This window comes from Herbaspirillum frisingense GSF30 (genome assembly GCF_000300975.2).
GTDB lineage: Bacteria > Pseudomonadota > Gammaproteobacteria > Burkholderiales > Burkholderiaceae_D > Herbaspirillum > Herbaspirillum frisingense.
On the sequence record NZ_AEEC02000024.1, the window covers coordinates 54,297 to 73,673 of the forward strand.

The window sequence follows — 19,377 nt, forward strand, 5'->3', positions numbered from 1 at the left end:
ACACTTTGACAAACTTTTGCCAATTTTAAATGAATATAATTCTCATTTGCAAATCAACGGCAATCGACCAGGACCCGTCCGGCCTGGCGCAAATCCATTTCCCCAGCGACGTTGCAGGCCATGACCGTGGCCAGCAGGGGAGCGTTTGCGCCCGGACGTCGGCACGCTGGCATCCAACAGGGGAAGCAATCACATGTACGCATACCGTCTTTTCACACCCGATCGCATGACGCTCGCGGTGGCTGCCGCGCTGGCCTTGTCGGCCGGTCTGGCGCAGGCACAGCAGGCCGAAGCCGGCCTCAGCCAGGTGGTGGTCACCGCCACCGGCTTCGAGCAGGAAGTCATCGATGCACCGGCCAGCATCACCGTCATCGGCCAGGATGAATTGAAGAAGAAACCCTTTCGCGACCTTACCGATGCCTTGAAGGATGTCGAGGGCGTGACTGTCACCGGCACCGCCAGCGAAAAGGACATCTTCATTCGTGGCCTGCCCGGTGCCTATACCCTGATCCTGGTGGACGGCAAGCGGCAGAGCACGCGCGATGCGCGCACCAACGGCAATTCCGGCTTCGAGCAATCCTTCATTCCCCCGCTGGCGGCCATCGAACGCATCGAGGTGGTGCGCGGGCCGATGTCCTCGCTCTACGGCTCAGACGCGATGGGCGGCGTGATCAACATCATCACCAAGAAGGTGGCGCGCCAGTGGGGTGGCTCGGTCAGCTTCGATACCACCTTGCAGCAGCATGCCGATTCCGGTGACGCCTATCAGGGCCAGTTCTACGTCAACGGTCCCATCGCCAGCGATGTGCTGGGCCTGCAGATGTGGGGCAAGGTCTACAAGCGCCAGGAAGACCGCATCCTCAACGGCAATACCAAGGCGCTGGACACCGACTTTACCGCCCGCCTGGCGCTGACGCCCAACAAGGACCACGACATCCTGGCCGAGATCGGTACCACCCAGGTGCGGCGCGATGCCTCCAGCTATCACACCCTGGCGGCCACGCGTACCACGGCCGATACCTACAACGAAAACCCGCGCGACCACATGTCGCTGTCGCACACCGGTCGCTATGGCTGGGCCACCTCGGATGTGTCCATCTCCTACGAGAAGGCGCAGCGCAAGAGCTATACCGAAAGCCCGGTCGGCAGCGACAGCTACACCCAGGCCGCGCGCGCCCCCAAGATCGAGAACCTGGTGATGGACGGCAAGCTGTCCCTGCCGCTGGGCGCGCACTGGCTGGTACTGGGCGGCCAGTGGAACGAGGCCACCCTGACCGACGTCAACCCGGGCGTGAGCAGTACCCTGGTGCAGCAGTTCAAGATCACCCAGAAGGCGCTGTTCGTCGAGGACGAGTGGAAGCTGACCGAACGCCTGGCCCTCACCGGCGGCCTGCGCCTGGACCACCACCAGGTCTATGGCAACCACTGGAGCCCGCGCCTGTATGCGGTCTGGCATGGCAGCGAGCAACTGGTGCTCAAGGGTGGTGTCTCGCGTGGTTTCCGGGCGCCGGACATTCGCACCATCGCACCGGGCTACGCCTATACCACCGGGGGCGCTGGCTGCACGGTCGGCCCCACCGGCACCTGCGGGGTCATCATCGGCGACCCCAACCTCAAGCCCGAGACCAGCACCAGCTGGGAAATGGGCGCACAGTGGGATAACCACGCCGGCCTGGCCGCCGGTGCCACGCTGTTCTACACCGACTTCAAGGACAAGGTCAGCAATGCCCTGGTCTATAACGCCGATGGCAGCATTGCGCGCTGGTCGGCCAACAGCAACTATCGCCTCTGGACCAGCTACAACGTCGATCGCGCCACGATCAAGGGCATCGAGTTGAGCGGGCGCTGGCAGGCCACCCGCAGCGTGGCGTTCAAGTCCAACTACACCTATACCGATTCACGCCAGAAGGGAGGCGCCTACGATGGCTATGCGCTGGCCCGCACGCCCAAGCACATGTTCAACCTGCGTGCCGACTGGACCCCGGCCGATGCCTGGACCGTCTGGAGTGCGCTGGCCTACCACGGCAAGGAGGTCAATGCAGCTGCGCGCGTGGGGACTGCCGGCACCACCATTTCCTCGTCGGGGGTCAAGGAGTACCAGGGCTATACCCTGGCCGACCTGGGTGTGACGCATGACATCAACAAGCTCACCTCGGTCAGCGCGGCGATCTACAACCTTACCGACAAGCGTCTGGATGAGCAGAGCTTCAACACCGTCGGCGATGGGCGCCGCCTGTGGGTCAGCCTGACGCAGCGCTTCTGATGGCCGGCGTCGATCTGCACCGGCGGCGCCTGCTGGTGGCCGCCATGCTGGCCAGCCTGCCGGCAATGGCGGTAGCGCAGCCTGACCTGTCGCAGCGACTGGGGCCGACGATTGCCGAGCACGGTTCGGCCTGGTATCGCTTCGAGCGCTTTGCGCTGCGCTCGCAGGACGGCCAGCGCGGCTACCGGGTGACCGTGTGCCTGCCACGCCGTGCCGCGCCGGCGGACGGTTATCCGGCCATCGTCCTGCTGGACGGCAATGCCGCGTTGGCGGCCATCGACGAAGCGCAGTTGCAGGCGCTGGATGCGGCCGGACCGCCGTTGATCGTGGCCATTGGCTACGACACTGACCTGCGCTTCGATGTCGCGGCCCGCGCCTATGACTACACGCCGCCCATTCCTGCCGGGCAGGCCGATGACGAAGCCCTGCGCGGACGCCGGGGCGGTGGGGCCGATGTGTTCCTGGACCTGTTGCAGGATCGCATCCTGCCGCAGGTGCGTCGGCTGGCGCCATTGGACAGTGGGCGCCTGAGCCTGTGGGGGCATTCCTACGGTGGCTTGTTCGTCTTGCATACGCTGTTCACCCGGCCGGGGCTGTTCTCCCGCTATATCGCCGCCAGCCCGTCGCTGTGGTGGCAGCGCGGCCTGATCCTGGAAGAAGAACGGCGTTTCACGGAGGCGCCCGGCGCCCGGCTGTGGCTGATGGTGGGGGAGGCCGAACAGCGCGAGCGCAAGCCCGCCCGGGAGCTCGATGAACGTAGCCGCGCCATGCTGGCCGCGCGCGCCTGGTTACCGCCCCAGGCGTTGCAGGAAATGGCGGTGCGGCTGCGTCAGCGCCAGGGGCTGGAGGTGCAGATGCGCAGCTTCCCGGGGCTGGCGCACGGACCGATGCTGCCGGCCTCACTGGCCCCGGCGCTGCGTATCGCTGCCGGGCTGGCACCTTGAGACGGACGGCTGCGGGAGCTGCGTGGGCGGGTTTGTATCGTCATGTATCGCAAAGTAAAAGACCCGCGATGGGGCTGGCACAGCGCAGCAGTGAAGCTATAATTGAGAATTGTTATTATTTGCAGCCTGCTTCATTTCGGTTGTCGATTTCATGAAGGATTCTTCGCTCATCCCTGTCAATGCCGTTGCGGACCAGAAGCGTCGGGCCTTCTGGCTCAAGCACCTGCACCAGTGGCACTGGATCAGTTCCGGCATCTGCCTGGTGGCGATGCTGGCTTTCGCCGTCACCGGCCTGACGCTGAACCACGCCGCACAGATCGAAGCAAAGCCGCAGGTGGTGCATCGCACCGCCGTGCTGCCGCCCGCGCTGCTGACCCCGCTACGCCAGCAGGCCGAGGCGGCGTCCGCCGTCGATACCAAAGGCGGCAGCAAGGACCCCTTGCCCGCGCCGGTGCGGGACTGGGTCGCCCAGCAGTGGTCGGTGGCGGTGGGCACGCAGGCGGCGGAGTGGTCGACCGATGAAGTCTATGTGGCGCTGCCGCGTCCCGGCGGCGATGCCTGGCTGCGCGTGGCGCTGGAAGACGGGCAGGTGGAATACGAAAAGACCGATCGCGGCTGGATCTCCTATTTCAACGACCTCCACAAGGGCCGCAACACAGGCGCCGCCTGGAGCTGGTTCATCGATATTTTCGCCGTAGCCTGCCTGGTGTTCTGCGTCACCGGGCTGTTCCTGTTGCAGATGCATGCCGGCAAGCGCCCGGCCACCTGGCCGCTGGTCGCGCTGGGCCTGGTGGCGCCGCTGTTGCTGGCGCTGCTGTTCATGCATTGAAGCTTGCGTTTTTCTCCCAGCCAGACGAGCCCGGTGGGCTTGCAGCCAGTCATCCTGTCTTATTTTGCGAGGTCACATGAAGCGTAGTCATTCCATGCTGCTCAAACCGACCGCCCTGGCACTGGCCATGGCGGCACTGTTCGCCACGGCCGCCCCGGCCGGTGCGGCGGAGATGAATCTGAAGATCGAGGTTCCCACCCTGAACGTGGCCGAATACCACCGGCCCTACCTGGCGGCCTGGATCGAACGCGCCGACCAGAGCGTGGCGGCCAACCTGGCGGTCTGGTACGACGTCAAGAAAAAGGACAAGGAAGGCGAGAAGTGGCTCAAGGATATGCGGCAGTGGTGGCGCCGTACTGGCCGCGAGCAGCAGATGCCGATCGACGGCGTCAGCGGTGCCACCCGCGCGCCGGGTGAGCAGAAGCTCAATTTCGGTTCTGCCAAGGGGCCGCTGGCCAATCTGGCCCCGGGTGACTATGTGCTGATGGTGGAAGCCGCCCGCGAAGTCGGCGGTCGCGAACTGGTCAAGGTGCCGTTCCAGTGGCCGCCCAAGTCGGTCCAGAGTGCCAAGGGCCAGGGCAGCAGTGAACTGGGGGCGGTGGCGCTGGAACTGAAGCCCTGAGGCACAGAAGCGCAGCATCACACCATAAAACCATCAAGAAAGAGGAACCTGTCATGACGTTTTCCCTGAAGCATTTCACCGCCCGTTCCATGAAGATCGCCGCGCTGGCCCTGGCCATCAGCCTGCCGCTGTCGGCCCATGCCCACCGTCAGTGGCTGCTGCCCTCGGCCACCGTGCTCTCCGGCAGCGAGGCCTGGGTGACGGTGGATGCGGCGGTCTCCAACGACCTGTTCTACTTCGAACACTTCCCACTGCGCCTGGACGGGCTGGTAGTAACCGGCCCCGACGGCAAGCCGCTGCAGGCGGTCAATGCCGCCACCGGCAAGTATCGCAGCACCTTCGATGTGCAACTGAGCCAGCCCGGCACCTACAAGATTGCCGTGGTCAACAACGGCGTCTTCGCCAGCTACAAGATCGATGGCCAGCAGAAGCGCTGGCGCGGTAGCGCCGAGGCCCTGGCCAAGGAGATCCCGGCCAACGCCACCGAACTGAAGGTGACCCAGATGAATAGCCGGGTGGAGACCTTCGTCACCGCCGGCAAGCCGACCACGGCTGCCCTGGCGCCGACCGGCACCGGTCTGGAGCTGGTCCCCGTGACCCATCCCACCGACCTGGTGGCGGGTGACACCGCGACCTTCCAGCTGCTGCTGGACGGCAAGCCGGCCCCCGACATCGAGGTGGAACTGGTACCCGGCGGCATCCGCTATCGCGACAAGCTGCTCGACACCAAGCTCAAGACCGCGGCTGATGGCAAGTTCAGCGTGAAGTGGGCGGGTCCGGGCATGTACTGGATGGAAGCCAGCGTCGCCGACCAGAAGACCACGCTGCCGCAGGCCACCCAACGCCGCGCCACCTACATTGCCACCATCGAAGTGTTGCCCTGAGCACGGGCTGACCGACCTTGTTGGCGCCTGCGATGCGGGCGCCGTTTTCATTTTGGATACCTGTTTGGAGTGTGAGCGGTGACGATGTCCCATCGCGTGTTGATCCCCATCGACCTGGAGGCCCCGGCCGCGCTGCCCGCCGGGGCAGTGGCCCATCGCCTGGCTGGCGACACCATGGGCACGACCTGGAGCGTGCAGTTACTGGCCCCACCGGCGCTGACCACGGCGGCCATTGCCGATGCCATCCAGGCGCAGTTGCAGCGCGTGATCGACGAGATGAGCACCTGGTCGCCACAGTCCATCATCAGCCGCTTCAACCAGGCCCAGGCCGGTAGCTGGCATGCATTGCCGCCAGCATTCTTTACCGTGCTCGATGCCGCGCTGACCATGGCGGCCGACAGCGAAGGCGCCTTCGATCCCACGGTCGGGCCGCTGGTCGATCTGTGGGGTTTTGGCGCCGGTAGCGTGGCCGCCGACCGTCTGCGCCTGCCCGATCCGGAGCGCCTTGCGGCCGTGCGCCAGCGCTGCGGCTGGCAGCGCATCGTGCTGGACCGCGAGCAGCGCCGGGTGTTGCAGGCCGGTGGCGTTTCTCTGGATTTTTCAGGTATCGCCAAGGGTTACGCGGTCGATCTGGTGGCGCAGGCCCTGCATGAACTTGGCTGTGCAAGCTGGCTGGTGGAAATCGGTGGCGAGCTGGCCGGGCAGGGTCTCAAGGCCGACGGCCAGCCCTGGTGGGTGGCGCTGGAACGGCCCCCGCACGATACCGCCCCGGGCATGGTGGTGGCACTGCACGGCCTGTCGGTGGCGACCTCGGGCGACTATCGCCGCTATGTCGATCATCAGGGCCAGCGCTATGCCCACACCATCCATCCGCGTACTGGCGCACCGGTACGGCAGGCGCTGGCCTCGGTGACGGTACTGCACCGGCAGTGCATGGTGGCCGACGCACTGGCCACCGTGCTGACCGTGCTGGGCGAGGAGGCCGGCATGGCCTTCGCCCGCCAGCGCGGTATTGCGGCGCTGTTCATCAGCGCGCAGCCGCAGGCTTACCGCGAAACCATGACCCCGGCCCTGGCCGCCATGCTGGAGTGAGCATGGCACTGCAGACCCGTTACCTGCTGGCGGCGCTCGTCGCACTGACCTATCTGGTGTTCTGCGTCATGACGGCGCTCACCTACCGCCGCGCGCAGCGCCGGCAGCAGGCGCAATGGGCGGGCGCGGACGCCGGCAATAGCGATGCCGCCACCGTGCTGCTGGCCTTTGCCAGCCAGACCGGCACGGCCGAGCGCCTGGCCCTGCAGAGCGCGCAGAGCTTGCGGGCCGGCGGCATGGCGGTACGCGTGCTGCCGCTGGACCAGTTGCAGGAGGATGACCTGCTGCACGAGGATGACCTGCTGCGCAAGCGGCTGATCCTGTTCGTGGTCAGCACCACCGGCGAGGGCGATGCGCCCGACATGGCCGCCACCCTGGCGCAACGCATGGCGCAGCCGTCCCCGGGCGCGCCGCTGCCGCAACTGCAGTTCGGCGTGCTGGCGCTGGGCGACCGCAGCTACCAGCAATATTGCGCCTTCGGCTATGCGCTGCACGCATGGCTGGGGCGCCGCCATGCGCAGCCGCTGTTCGATGTGATCGACGTCGACAACGGCGACGACGGCGCCCTGCGCCATTGGCAACATCAGCTGGGCGTACTCAGCGGTCACAGCGACGAGGCCGACTGGAGTGCGCCGGCCTACGGGCGCTGGCGGCTGGCGCAGCGTCGGCTGCTCAATCCGGGTAGCGCCGGTGGAGCGGTGTACCACCTGCAACTCACGCCGCTGGACCTGCCCGCGCCGAGCTGGCAGGCCGGCGACATCGCCGAGATCGGCCCGCGCAACAGCGACCAGGCAGTACAGAGCTTCATACAGGCGTTGGGTTTGCAGAATGAAACGACAACGCTGGCTCCAGTGCTCGCGAGCCGCTTGCTGCCGCACGAGGCCGCGGCGCTGCAGGCCTTGCGCGGCTTGTCCGGCGCTGACCTGCTCGCCCGCCTGAAACCCTTGCCGCACCGTGCCTATTCGATTGCCTCGCTGCCGGCCGATGGTGGCCTGGAGCTGATGGTGCGGCTGATGCACCAGCCCGATGGACGAGCCGGCATCGGTTCCGGCTGGCTGGGCCTGCATGCCGCGCCGGGCCAGGAGATCGACCTGCGGGTGCGGGTCAACACCGCCTTCCATGGCCCGCAGGACGACCGGCCGCTGATCCTGATCGGCAACGGCACCGGGCTGGCCGGACTGCGTGCGCATCTGCGCCAGCGCATCGCCGCCGGGCAGCATCGCAACTGGCTGGTCTTCGGCGAGCGTTCGCATCGGCACGACTTCTTCCATGGCGACGAACTGCAGGGCTGGCTGGCCGAGGGCCATCTGCAGCGGCTGGACCTGGCCTTTTCGCGCGACCAGGCACAGCGCGTCTACGTGCAGGACAAGCTGCGCGAGGCCGCCGCTGAACTGCAGCAGTGGGTGGAGCAGGGCGCCAGCCTGTACGTGTGCGGCAGCCTGCAGGGCATGGCGGCCGGCGTCACGCTGGCGCTGCAGGAGATTCTGGGCGAGGCGGCCCTGCAGGCGCTGGCCGAGCAGGGGCGTTACCGGCGCGACGTCTATTGAGGGCAGACGTCGGGCCTCACAGGTGAAGTTGGCTGACAATGCCGGGAAATCCCATGGATTTGCCGGCATTTGCTTTATTTGCTTTTTATCCCCGTTGCGCGAGAGAATGTCACATCAAATCAATGAGATAAGAACAACATGAGCCTATTCGCCAGCCTGCTGCTGATCCTGCTCCTGGTGGTGGTCAGCGCCTTTCTTTCCTGCGCCGAGATTTCCATTGCAGCCTCCCGCAAGATCCGCCTGGAGATGATGTCCAAGGAGGGCGTGCAAAATGCCGACCGCGTGCTCTCGCTGCAGGCGCAGCCGGGCAATTTCTTCACGGTGGTGCAAATCGGTCTGAATGCCGTGGCCATCCTCGGTGGTGTGGTCGGCGAGCCGGCGCTGACGCCGCACATGCGCGAGATCATCAGCACCTTCTATGTCGGCCCGCTGCTGGAGAACGTCAGCTTCGCCATGTCCTTCCTGGTGGTGACGGCCTTCTTCATCCTCTTCGCCGATCTGATGCCCAAGCGCCTGGCCATGGTGGCGCCGGAGCGGGCGGCGGTGGCGCTGGTCAAGCCGATGCTGTTGCTGGAGAAACTCTTCAAGCCGCTGGTGTGGTTCTTCAACAGCCTGTCGAAGTGGATTTTCACGCTCTTCGGCCTGCCCCAGGTGCGCACCGAAGTCATCACCCCCAACGAGATCCACGCCATGGTCGATGCCGGCGCCCAGGCCGGCGTGCTGCTCACGCAGGAGCATCACCTGATCGAAAACGTGTTCGAGCTGGAAAGCCGCTACGTGCCCTCGGCCATGACGCCGCGCGACAGCATCGTCTACTTCCTGCTCACCGATAGTGAAGACACGATACGCCAGAAGATCATCGAGCATCCGCATTCGCGCTTCCTGGTCTGCGAAGGCCATATCGATGCCGTGCTGGGCTATATCGACAGCAAGGATGTCTTGAAGCGCCTGCTCAAGGGCGAGCAGTTTTCCCTGGCCGACAAGGGGCTGGTGCATACCCCGCTGTCCATCCCCGACAGCCTGAACCTGTGGGAAGTGCTGGAGCGCATGAAGGCCATGGACGAGGACCTGGCCATCGTGGTCAACGAATATGCGCTGGTGGTGGGCATCATCAGCATCACCGATGTCACCGGGGTGTTGATGGGCAACCTGCTGGCCATCACCGTGGAAGAGCAGCAGATCGTACGCCGCGATGAAAACTCCTGGCTGATGGATGGGCTCACACCGCTCAACGATGTGATGAACGAGCTGGACATCGACGAATATCCCAACCCGGTCGGCTACGAGACCCTGGCCGGCTTCATCATGTACATGCTGCGCAAGATTCCCAAGAAGACCGATTTCGTGCTGTTTTCGGAATACAAGTTCGAGGTGGTCGACATCGAGGGCAATCGCATCAACCAGTTGCTGGTGACCCGCTTCAAGCTGGAGCGGACGGACAAGGCGGACAAGGCGGATAACGCGGACAAGGCGGATAACGCGGACAAGACCGACAAGGAAGCCGGTACGAATTAATACGATTTTTCAGATTTTTCCTATCCTCACGACCTGCCCGAATCGGGATACTTCCCCTCGGTCGTCTGCTTGAAAGACTGGTACTCGGGGAAAGCAGACGGCCGTTTCAAAAAGTAGCAAACGCAGCAAATGCAGTAACGCAGTAACTGAAGTAACCGTAGCAGAGGTAGTCGTGGGCAGCCCGCATCCGCAAGGATGCGGGCTTTTTTTCGTCGGTCGATTTCGGTATCGATGCTGACATCGACGATGCGCGGCCTGCAGCGCCTGCCGCATTGAAGTACAGTCAGGCCTTTGGTGTATTCAAGCGGGAAGTGAAATTGGGAAAAGAGGTCAAGAGCCCTTGCGTCTCCTTGTGCAAGCTCAAGCACGAAGTCTGTACCGGCTGCGGGCGCACCCGGGATGAAATCAAGGACTGGAAATCGATGAAGCGCAAGGCGCAGCTGGACACCGTCCATCTCGCCGCCAAACGCCTGAAGGCCCTGAAGAAGAAATAGCGGCGGCCGTGTGCCGCCGCGAGCTTACGCCCTGGCACCGTGGTTGCGTTCCGAAATCTGCGCGTTGAGCGTCCAGAAATCGTAGAGCACGCCCAGCAGGAAGAAGCCTCCCGTGAACAGGTAGACGATGCCCGAAATCCACTTGCCGATATACATGCGGTGTACGCCAAACAGGCCCAGGAAGGTCAGCAGCAGCCACGCCACCGAGTAATTGACCTCGCCACCGACGAAGCGCGCATCGGCCTGGCGATCCATCGAAGGGATCAGGAACAGGTCGATGATCCAGCCGATGCCCAGCAAGCCCAGCGTGAAGAACCAGATCGTGCCCGTCACCGGCTTGCCGTAGTAGAAGCGGTGAGCGCCGGTGAATCCGAAGATCCAGAGCAGGTAGCCCAGGGTTTTGCTATGGGTGTCGTTGTTCATGCAGGCTCCAGAAAAAGTGCAGTTCAAAACCGTAAAAAGGAGGCGGCCCGGCACATTGTAGTGCGCGGACGGTGCGTTGCTTTACGGTAGAGCTACAAACAGAAGTGAAGTTCAGCGACAGGCACCGCTCAGCAAAGCCCCGCGGGGCTTGCCCGCAAGAAAAGCTCAACTGGTATAAACTGTGAAGCTTCAGGAGGCATAGAACCTCCGCCACCTTCATTCCGCCATCTGTTGCCCATCGTGCGACCTTCGCTGCTCATCCCGCTTATCGTCGGCTGTGCGCTGTTCATGGAAAACATGGACGCCACCGTGCTGGCCACCTCGCTCCCCGCGCTGGCGCGCGATCTCAACCAGGACCCGATCACCCTCAAGCTGGCCATGACCGCCTATGTCGCGGCGCTGGGCGTGTTCATCCCGATCTCGGGCTGGATGGCCGACAAGCTGGGCGCGCGCAAGGTGTTCAGCGCGGCCATGATCGTGTTCATGACCGGTTCCATCCTGTGCGCGGTCTCCGGGTCGCTGGTGACCTTCGTGGCAGCGCGTTTCCTGCAAGGCATCGGCGGGGCCATGATGGTGCCGGTGGGGCGGGTCATCATCGCCCGCTCGGTGGACAAGTCCGAACTGGTCAAGGCGGTCAGCTACCTGACCCTGCCGGCGCTGCTGGGGCCCGTGGTGGGGCCGCTGCTGGGTGGTTTCATCACCACCTACTTCCACTGGCGCTGGGTATTCCTGATCAATATCCCGTTCTGCTTCCTCGGCCTGTACCTGGCCAAGCGCTTCATCCAGAACTTCAAGGAAGACGACCCGGCACCGCTGGATGTGAAGGGTTTTGTACTGACCTCGGTCGGCGCGGCCATGATCATGCTGGGCCTGTCGCTGTTCGGCAGCCATCTGGTGGATGGCGCCACGCCGGTGGCCATGTGCTCCATCGGCGCCATCGCGCTGGTGATGTACTACCGCCATTCCACCCAGATCGCCTTCCCGCTGCTGGACTTCCGGCTGCTGCGCATTCCCACCCTGCATGCCAGCGTGGTGGGTGGTTCGCTGTTTCGCATCGGTCTGGGCGCCGTGCCTTTCCTGCTGCCGCTGGCCTTGCAGGAAGGGTTGGGGATGACCGCCTTCCAGGCTGGCAGCATCACCTGTGCCTCGGCCTTCGGTTCGCTGTTCATCCGACTGCTGGCCAGCCGCGTGCTGCGCCGCTATGGCTTCCGCACGGTGCTGATGGTCAATGCCGTGTTCGCCGGTATTGCCCTGGCGGCGTACGGTATCTTCAGCATCCATACGCCTTATCTGCTCATTGTCACCATCGTGTTGATGGGCGGCGTGTTCCCGGCGCTGCAGTTCACCTGTCTCAATTCGATTGCCTATGCCGACATCGACAACCGCGATGCCGGTCGCGTCACCAGCCTGGCCAGCGTGATCCAGCAGCTGTCGCTGGGACTGGGCGTGACCGTGGCCGGTATCGTGCTGCAGCTGTCGAACCACCTGCAAGGCCATTCCAGCATCGTCGCTGCCGACTTCTGGCCGGCCTTCGTGGTGATCGGCCTGTTCTCGGTGGCCTCGGTGCCGATCAGCGGCAGGCTGCCGCACAACGCGGGCCTGGAGCTGTCGCGCGGCAAATGAGCCGATAGGGGAGACGGGGCAGGGCTGGTATCATCGCCGCACCGTCACGATGGAGTTCCGCATGTCCCTTCCTTCCTCCCCGCTGCGCCGCCTGGTTGCGGCCAGCCTGATCCTCGCCTCCTGCAGCGCCTTCGCATTTTCCCTCTCTGACCTGAGCAACCAGGACGCCAGCGCCGGCTTGAAGGCCGCGCTGGAAAAGGGCGCCAGCACGGCGGTCGCCAACCTCGGGCGTCCCAATGGCTTCCTCAATAACGACAAGGTCAAGATCCACCTGCCAGGGGCCCTGGAGCAGGCCATGCCCATCCTGCGCATGACCGGCATGGGTGGCCAGGTCGATGGCCTGGTGGCCGACATGAACCACGCGGCCGAAGCCGCCGTGCCGCTGGCCAAGCCGCTGCTGATCAACGCGGTCAAGGCCATGTCGGTGAGCGATGCCAAGAACATCCTGACCGGTGGCGACACCTCGGTGACCGACTTCTTCCGTCAGAAGACCTCGGGCGAACTGGCCGTGAAGTTCCTGCCGCTGGTCAAGCAGATCACCGACCGCAACGGGCTTTCCGGCCGCTATAACGCGGTGATGGGGCAGGTCGCCAAGTCCGGACTGGTCAGCGCCGACCAGAGCACGGTGGAGGGCTACGTCACGCAGCGCGCGCTGGATGGCCTGTTCCTGATGATCGGCGAAGAGGAAAAGGCGATCCGCAAGGACCCGGTGGGCAGTGGCAGCGCCATCATCGGCAAGGTGTTTGGGGCTATCCGCTGAATACGTTCCAGGCCGATTCCTGATTTCCGACGCTGGCCGCCGCCAGCAGATTGCACGGAAAAGATCGCCAGTCACAGCCGTGACTGGCGATTTTTTTTGACGCTTTACATCGTCGCCAAGCTCGGCAGGATGCCGCTTGGGGCAAGGGATAGCGCCGGATGGGTGGTTTTCAGGTTGCACTCTTTTAACAGCATATTGACCGCTGTTGGGAACTTTTAAAAGTGCTTCAGATTCGCAAGTTATGGATTCATATTGCTACATTGATGGACAGTATTAAGCGATTGGTTTAAACTATCGTTTGTCTTCGCGACATAACTTGTTCAACTACGACTCTCAGCAGTGTCCGATCCGCGCTTGTGCGGGTTGTCCAAATTTCCGGCTGGCAGCGCGAACGCCCTCCCGTTCTCCACGGTGACCCGTTCCCATCCCTGTCCGGTGTGCATCATGCCGAGGCTGGCTTCATCGCTTCGGTTTCATCGCTGCCCTTGCAGCTTTCGGTTCGCATCCAAACGATACGCCCTGATGGGCAGCGAACCCCTTAAAAATTGACTCTATAACCCGTCGTCGCGGCGTCATGTCGTGCCGGCTATACCAACGGGGGTAACATGACACGTGTTCGTCACGTCTTCGCCGGCGCATGCGGTATTGCGCTGGTCCTTGCAGGACTGGTCTGGTGGATCGGTCCGGAGGTCATCCAGAAGTATCGCGGTGACCTGGTCTACTACACCGGCAAGCACCTGGAACTGGTCTTCTTTTCCATGGCGCTGGCCCTGGCGGCCGGCATTCCGGCCGGTATTGCGCTCTCGCGTCCCTCGATGCAGCGCAGTGCAGAAAAATTCATCCAGATCTTCAACATCGGTAACACCATCCCGTCCATCGCCGTGCTGGCGCTGGCACTGGCTTTCTTCGGCATCGGCAATGGTCCGACCATCCTGGCGCTGTGGCTGGCTTCGCTCCTGCCCATCGTGCGCAATACCTTCGAGGGCTTGAAGAACGTGCCGGCTGCCATGAAGGAAGCGGCGCGTGGCATCGGCATGAAGCCGCACCAGATCCTGCTGCGGGTGGAATTGCCCAATGCGCTGCCCATCATCGTCGGCGGCGTGCGCACCGCGCTGGCGATCAACGTCGGGACCGCGCCGCTGTCGATGCTGATCGGCGGCGAGAGCCTGGGTGGCCTGATCTTCCCCGGCATCTACCTCAACAACCACGGCCAGCTGCTGCTGGGCGCGGCGGCCACGGCCTTGCTGGCACTGGTGCTCGATGCCCCGGTGACGACGCTCTCCGGCCTCTACCTGGCCCGACGCGGGCTGCGTACCTGAAGCCGCGCAGCGCAGACTTCCATCACAAGAACGACCGCACGCCGTCGTATCGGCATAGCGGTAGAGAGGAAAGCATGACAAGCAAGACCATCGCAAAATACGCCCTGTGTGCCCTCGCCATGGGCCTGGCCATGTTCGGCGCGGCCCGTGCGCAGGCGCAGAACCTGGTCATCGGCGGCAAGAATTTCACCGAGCAATTGCTGCTCTCGGACATGACCGCGCAATACCTGCGCGCCAAGGGCTATGACACCGAATTGAAGAACGGCCTGGGTACCACCCTGATGCGTTCGGCCCTGGAAAGCGGACAGCTGGACATCGTCTGGGACTACACCGGCACCGCCCTGATCGTCTACAACCACATCGAGGACAAGCTCGATCCCGACCAGATCTACCAGAAGGTCAAGGAGCTGGACGCCCCGCGTGGCCTGACCTGGCTGAACCAGTCCGAGTTGAACAACACCTACGCCTTCGCCATGCCGCGCGAACTGGCCGAGAAGTATCAGATTCATTCACTGCAGGACCTGGCCAAGCGCATCAACGAAGATGACAGCGAAGGCAACAAGCCCCACCTCATGGGGGTGGACTACGAGTTCGCCTCCCGTCCCGATGGTCTGGGCCCGATGCAGGCGCTCTACGGCTTCAAGCTCGATCGCAGCGAGGTCAAGCAGATGGACCCTGGGCTGGTCTATACGGCCCTGAAGAATGAGCAGCTCTTCGTCGGCCTGACCTATGCCTCGGACGGCCGTATCAAGGGCTTCGACCTGCAGCTGCTGGAGGATGACAAGGGCTACTTCGCCGCCTACAAGGCGACCCCGGTGGTGCGCCAGGACATCCTGGAGAAAAACCCCGAGCTGGCAGCGCAATTGAACGAACTGGCCGCCAAGATCGACACGGCGACCATGACCGAACTGAACAAGCGCGTCGACATCGACCAGGAACCAGTGGCCAAGGTGGCCGCTGACTTCCTCAAGCAAGCCGGCCTGATCTGAGGAGGACACCATGAACATCTTCCAATACCTGCAATCGGACTGGCCCAACATCCTTGAACTGACGCTGCAACATCTGAAGCTGGTGGGCATCGCGGTCAGCCTGGCGATCCTCTTCGGCGTGCCGCTGGGCATCCTGGTGGTGCGCGTGCGCTGGCTGGCCGGCCCGCTGATGGGCCTGGCGACCATCGTGCTGACGCTGCCCTCCATCGCCCTGTTCGGGCTGATGATCCCGGTGTTCTCCAAATTCGGCGCGGGCATCGGCCCCTTGCCGGCCATCACCGCCGTGTTCCTGTATTCGCTGTTGCCGATCATGCGCAACACCTACCTCGCGCTGGAAAACATCGAGGCCGGCGTCAAGGAGGCCGGCATCGGCATCGGCATGACCTTCTGGCAGCGCCTGCGCATGGTGGACCTGCCGCTGGCGGTACCGGTGATCCTGGGCGGCGTGCGTACCGCCGTGGTGATGAATATCGGCGTGATGGCCATTGCCGCCGTCATCGGCGCCGGCGGCCTGGGCGTGCTGATCCTGCATGCCATCAGCCAGAGCAATATGCAAAAACTCGTGGTCGGCGCCGTGATGATCAGCGTCCTTGCGATCATCGCCGACACCCTGCTGCAACGACTGCAGAAAATCCTGACACCGAAAGGAGTTCAAAAATGATCGAATTGGACCAACTCAGCAAGACCTACACCCAAAAGGATGGCACCCAGGTCAAGGCGGTGGATGCCGTCAGCCTGAAGGTGGCCGAAGGCGAAATCTGCGTCTTCCTCGGCCCCTCGGGATGCGGCAAGACCACCACCCTGAAGATGATCAACCGCCTCATCAATCCGACCTCGGGTCGCGTGCTGTTGAACGGTCAGGACACCTCCGGCATCGATGAAGTCGAACTGCGCCGCCATATCGGCTACGTGATCCAGCAGATCGGCCTGTTCCCCAACATGACCATCGAGGAAAACATCACCATCGTTCCGCGCCTTCTGGGCTGGGACAAGAAGCGCTGCCACGAGCGCGCTACCGAGCTGATGGCCATGGTGGCGCTGGACCCGAAGAAATTCCTCAAGCGCTACCCGCGCGAATTGTCCGGCGGCCAGCAGCAGCGCATCGGCGTCATCCGTGCGCTGGCGGCGGACGCCCCGGTGCTGCTGATGGACGAACCCTTCGGCGCAGTCGACCCGATCAACCGCGAATCGATCCAGAACGAGTTCTTCCAGATGCAGCGGCAGTTGAACAAGACCGTCATCATGGTCAGCCACGACATCGACGAAGCCATCAAGCTGGGCGACAAGGTGGCCGTCTTCCGCGCCGGCAAGCTGGTGCAGTTCGACAATCCCGATACCTTGCTGGCCCGTCCCAAGGATGATTTCGTGGGTGCCTTCGTCGGCCAGGATCACACCTTGAAGCGCCTGCTGCTGGTGCGTGCCGGCGAGGCCGCCACCACCCCGGCCACGGCGCAGCCGGATGTGTCCTGCGACCAGGCCCTGGCGCTGATGGATGACCAGGATTCGCGCTATCTGACCATCATCGATGCCGACAACCGCGCCCTGGGCTACCTGACCCGGCGCGATGTGCGCGGCAATACCGGCGTGGCCGAGGACATGGTGCGGCCCTTCACCATGAATGCCGCCCCGGATGAAAACCTGCGCGTGGTGCTCTCCAAGATGTACAAGCACAGCACCAGCTGGATGCCGGTGATCGCCAACGATGGCAGCTATCTGGGCGAGGTGACCCAGGATTCGATCGCCAGCTATCTCAGCTCGGGCAAGTCGCGCGGGATGGCGATGGCGGCTTGATCGTGGTGTAGCGCGCCAAGAACGGAAGCACCGGTGCGCCTTCGATACGCGCCTGCGGCGCTACTCAGGTCGAACGGCCGGTGGTGACGGGACGGCAGTGCATAGGCTCCGTTCGCCCTGAGTAGACGCGATAGCGTCGTATCGAAGGGCCGGTTCGGAGAGACTCCGTATCAACATCGCTCAAGGGCAATGCGTAGGCATTGCCCTTTTTTTGCGTCCTGATTCACTTTACTGTGCCGCCTTCAGGTCTTCCAGGAAGGCCGCCACGATGGGTTCGTTCACGCTGCTTCGATTGGTGACCACGCTGATGCCGACCTCATAGGACAGCTCGGTCCGGTTCAGGGCCCGCATCTGCCCGCGGGCGACATACTCGCGCCCCATCTCCTCGGGCAGGTAACCCAGGTGCTGGCCGGAGAGGATGAGGATGGACATGGCTTCCATATTGCCGGTCACGGCCATGATGTTGCGCCGGTGGATGGGCACATGGCCGGGTGGCACCGGGTAGTCGCGCCAGGCCCAGGCGTGTTGCGCGGCCTGTTCCGGGGCTATCTCGCCGGGCTGGTCGAACAGCGGGTGGGGCGGGGCGCAGTAGGCCACCTGGCGCTCCAGCATCAGCTGCGTGTACTGCAGGGCGGTGACGCGACGCCAGAAGTAACCGATGGCGATCTGGATGCTGCCGTTCAGGAGCATCTCTTCCAGCTCGCTGGGCGTGCGCACCAGCAGTTCGATGCGCACCGCCTCATCACGCTGGCGGAACTGGCGGATCACGTCCGAGAGCCGGGTGTTGTGATGGGCCGGGGTGTGGCCGATCAGGCCGATGGAGAGGGTGCCGACCAGGCGCTTGTCGAGATTGCGGGCTTCCATGCCGAACTCGGAGAGCGCGTCCATCATGCGGCGCGCCGAATCGGCAAACTTCTCGCCCTTGGCGGTGAGCTTGAAACCGGCCCGGCCGCGCTCGCAGAGACGAAAACCCAGGCGCGTCTCCAGCGTGTTCAACTGGGCGCTGATGGTGGACTGGCCGACATTGAGCTTGGCCTGCGCCGCCGACACCCCGTGCGAATCCACCACCGCCAGGAAGACGCGGATCAGCCGCAGGTCCAGATCGAAGACATTGTTGAGCATGATGAGTGGGCGGGCGGCGAGGTCGGCGAGGTCGGGGGGGGGGGAGACCGCATTCTTACATTGATGGAAATCGATGTAAACGTCGCCACATCGATATATTTTCGCTAATCCTGCCTCGCTAGAATGCATTCAAGCTCATTGGCGATACAAGGATAAGCATCGATGGAACATGCACTATATCAGCCCCTCGGGGGTAATGTGATGCCCCGTTTTGGGGGGATTGCCACGATGATGCGGCTGCCGCATGTGGAAAATCCCGCTGGCCTGGACGTCGGATTCGTCGGCGTGCCGCTGGATATCGGCACTTCCAACCGCTCCGGCACGCGTTTCGGTCCGCGCCAGATCCGCACCGAATCGGTGCTCCTGCGCCCCTATAACATGGCCACCCGGGCTGCGCCCTTCGATTCGCTGAAGGTGGCCGATCTCGGCGACGTGGCCTTGAATCCCTACAGCCTGCTGGATTCGGTGCGCATGATCGAGGAGGCCTATGACGCCATCTATGCCACCGGCTGCAAGACCATCAGCCTGGGCGGCGACCATACGCTGACGCTGCCCATCCTGCGGGCCATGGCGCGTCACCGGGGACCGGTCGGGTTGATCCATGTGGACGCCCATGCCGACGTCAACGACACCATGAACGGCGAGAAGATCGCCCACGGCACACCCTTCCGGCGCGCCTTCGAAGAGGGCCTGCTGGACCCCAGGCGGGTGGTGCAGATCGGCCTGCGTGGCACGGGCTACCACGCCGACGATTTCGACTGGTGCCGCGCCCAGGGTTTCCGCGTGGTGCAGGCCGAGGAGTGCTGGCATCGCTCGCTGGCGCCGCTGATGGAAGAGGTGCGCGCGCAGATGGGCGACGGGCCGGTCTATCTCACCTTCGATATCGATGGCCTCGATCCGGCCTTCGCGCCCGGCACCGGCACGCCGGAAATCGGCGGGCTGACGGTACAGCAGGGGATGGAAATCATCCGTGGTTGCAAGGGGTTGGACATCGTCTCGGCCGATGTGGTCGAGGTCTCGCCACCCTATGACCAGGCCGGTACCACGGCGCTGGTGGCGGCCAACCTGGCATACGAAATGCTCTGTGTCTTCCCGGGTGTGAAATATCGTGCCTGATCGCGTGCCCGATACTGCAACCCATTGCATCACCCCGCCACTAC

At 63.7% G+C, this 19,377-nt stretch carries 18 protein-coding genes; 16 read left to right on the top strand and 2 right to left on the bottom strand.

Annotated features, from left to right (window positions below; translation table 11 throughout):
* Positions 1-193 precede the first annotated feature (193 nt).
* The 9 genes from HFRIS_RS16440 (at position 194) to HFRIS_RS16480 (ending at position 10,190) form a co-directional block, all read left to right on the top strand.
* The gene (locus HFRIS_RS16440; RefSeq protein WP_006464540.1) at positions 194-2,263 is read left to right on the top strand and encodes a TonB-dependent receptor domain-containing protein; all 2,070 of its coding nucleotides are present in this window, start codon (positions 194-196) and stop codon (positions 2,261-2,263) included.
* Positions 2,263-3,207, top strand: a complete 945-nt coding sequence (locus HFRIS_RS16445) for an alpha/beta hydrolase (RefSeq protein ID WP_006464541.1) — start codon at positions 2,263-2,265, stop codon at positions 3,205-3,207. Before HFRIS_RS16440 ends, HFRIS_RS16445 begins: the two co-directional genes overlap by 1 nt.
* A 151-nt stretch (positions 3,208-3,358) precedes the next feature.
* Entirely contained in the window at positions 3,359-4,036 is a 678-nt protein-coding gene (locus HFRIS_RS16450; RefSeq protein WP_006464542.1) for a PepSY-associated TM helix domain-containing protein, read from the top strand.
* 76 nt (positions 4,037-4,112) lie between these two features.
* Positions 4,113-4,658, top strand: a complete 546-nt coding sequence (locus tag HFRIS_RS16455; protein ID WP_039876113.1) for a DUF2271 domain-containing protein — start codon at positions 4,113-4,115, stop codon at positions 4,656-4,658.
* A 53-nt stretch (positions 4,659-4,711) separates the two neighbouring features.
* A complete protein-coding gene (locus HFRIS_RS16460) occupies positions 4,712-5,542 on the top strand; it encodes a DUF4198 domain-containing protein (RefSeq protein WP_006464544.1) in 831 nt (276 codons plus the stop codon).
* Positions 5,543-5,626: 84 nt separating this feature from the next.
* A complete protein-coding gene (locus HFRIS_RS16465) occupies positions 5,627-6,634 on the top strand; it encodes an FAD:protein FMN transferase (protein WP_006464545.1) in 1,008 nt (335 codons plus the stop codon).
* 2 nt (positions 6,635-6,636) lie between these two features.
* On the top strand, positions 6,637-8,181 hold the full coding sequence (locus HFRIS_RS16470; protein ID WP_006464546.1) for a sulfite reductase subunit alpha: 1,545 nt from the start codon (positions 6,637-6,639) through the stop codon (positions 8,179-8,181).
* 138 nt (positions 8,182-8,319) lie between these two features.
* Complete coding sequence (gene paeA / locus HFRIS_RS16475) at positions 8,320-9,696, top strand: polyamine export protein PaeA (protein WP_006464547.1); 1,377 nt, start codon at positions 8,320-8,322, stop codon at positions 9,694-9,696.
* A 311-nt stretch (positions 9,697-10,007) separates the two neighbouring features.
* Entirely contained in the window at positions 10,008-10,190 is a 183-nt protein-coding gene (locus tag HFRIS_RS16480) for a DUF1289 domain-containing protein (RefSeq protein WP_369878589.1), read from the top strand.
* Positions 10,191-10,214: 24 nt separating this feature from the next.
* Here HFRIS_RS16480 and HFRIS_RS16485 read toward each other — a convergent pair whose 3' ends face one another.
* On the bottom strand, positions 10,215-10,613 hold the full coding sequence (locus HFRIS_RS16485; protein ID WP_006464549.1) for an NINE protein: 399 nt from the start codon (positions 10,611-10,613) through the stop codon (positions 10,215-10,217).
* Positions 10,614-10,901: 288 nt separating this feature from the next.
* Here HFRIS_RS16485 and HFRIS_RS16490 point away from each other — a divergent pair, with 288 nt between their 5' ends.
* From HFRIS_RS16490 to HFRIS_RS16515, 6 genes are all read left to right on the top strand, one after another.
* Positions 10,902-12,236 carry an MFS transporter gene (locus HFRIS_RS16490; RefSeq protein ID WP_077238243.1) on the top strand — a complete coding sequence of 445 codons (1,335 nt, stop codon included), beginning with the start codon at positions 10,902-10,904 and terminating at the stop codon, positions 12,234-12,236.
* Positions 12,237-12,297: 61 nt separating this feature from the next.
* Positions 12,298-12,996 (top strand): DUF4197 domain-containing protein, encoded by a 699-nt coding sequence (locus HFRIS_RS16495; RefSeq protein ID WP_006464551.1) that lies wholly within the window; start codon positions 12,298-12,300, stop codon positions 12,994-12,996.
* Between the two features lie 605 nt (positions 12,997-13,601).
* Positions 13,602-14,315, top strand: a complete 714-nt coding sequence (locus HFRIS_RS16500; RefSeq protein ID WP_006464552.1) for an ABC transporter permease — start codon at positions 13,602-13,604, stop codon at positions 14,313-14,315.
* A gap of 74 nt (positions 14,316-14,389) precedes the next feature.
* A complete protein-coding gene (locus HFRIS_RS16505) occupies positions 14,390-15,304 on the top strand; it encodes a glycine betaine ABC transporter substrate-binding protein (protein WP_006464553.1) in 915 nt (304 codons plus the stop codon).
* A 10-nt stretch (positions 15,305-15,314) separates the two neighbouring features.
* Complete coding sequence (locus HFRIS_RS16510) at positions 15,315-15,965, top strand: ABC transporter permease (protein ID WP_006464554.1); 651 nt, start codon at positions 15,315-15,317, stop codon at positions 15,963-15,965.
* A complete protein-coding gene (locus HFRIS_RS16515) occupies positions 15,962-17,095 on the top strand; it encodes an ABC transporter ATP-binding protein (RefSeq protein WP_006464555.1) in 1,134 nt (377 codons plus the stop codon). The genes HFRIS_RS16510 and HFRIS_RS16515 overlap by 4 nt, the downstream gene beginning before the upstream one ends.
* Before the next feature lie 228 nt (positions 17,096-17,323).
* On the opposite strand, the gene HFRIS_RS16520 is transcribed toward HFRIS_RS16515, so the two are convergent.
* Positions 17,324-18,217 (bottom strand): LysR family transcriptional regulator, encoded by an 894-nt coding sequence (locus tag HFRIS_RS16520; protein WP_006464556.1) that lies wholly within the window; start codon positions 18,215-18,217, stop codon positions 17,324-17,326.
* Positions 18,218-18,379: 162 nt separating this feature from the next.
* Here HFRIS_RS16520 and speB point away from each other — a divergent pair, with 162 nt between their 5' ends.
* A complete protein-coding gene (gene speB / locus HFRIS_RS16525) occupies positions 18,380-19,333 on the top strand; it encodes an agmatinase (protein WP_006464558.1) in 954 nt (317 codons plus the stop codon).
* Positions 19,334-19,377: the final 44 nt, after the last annotated feature.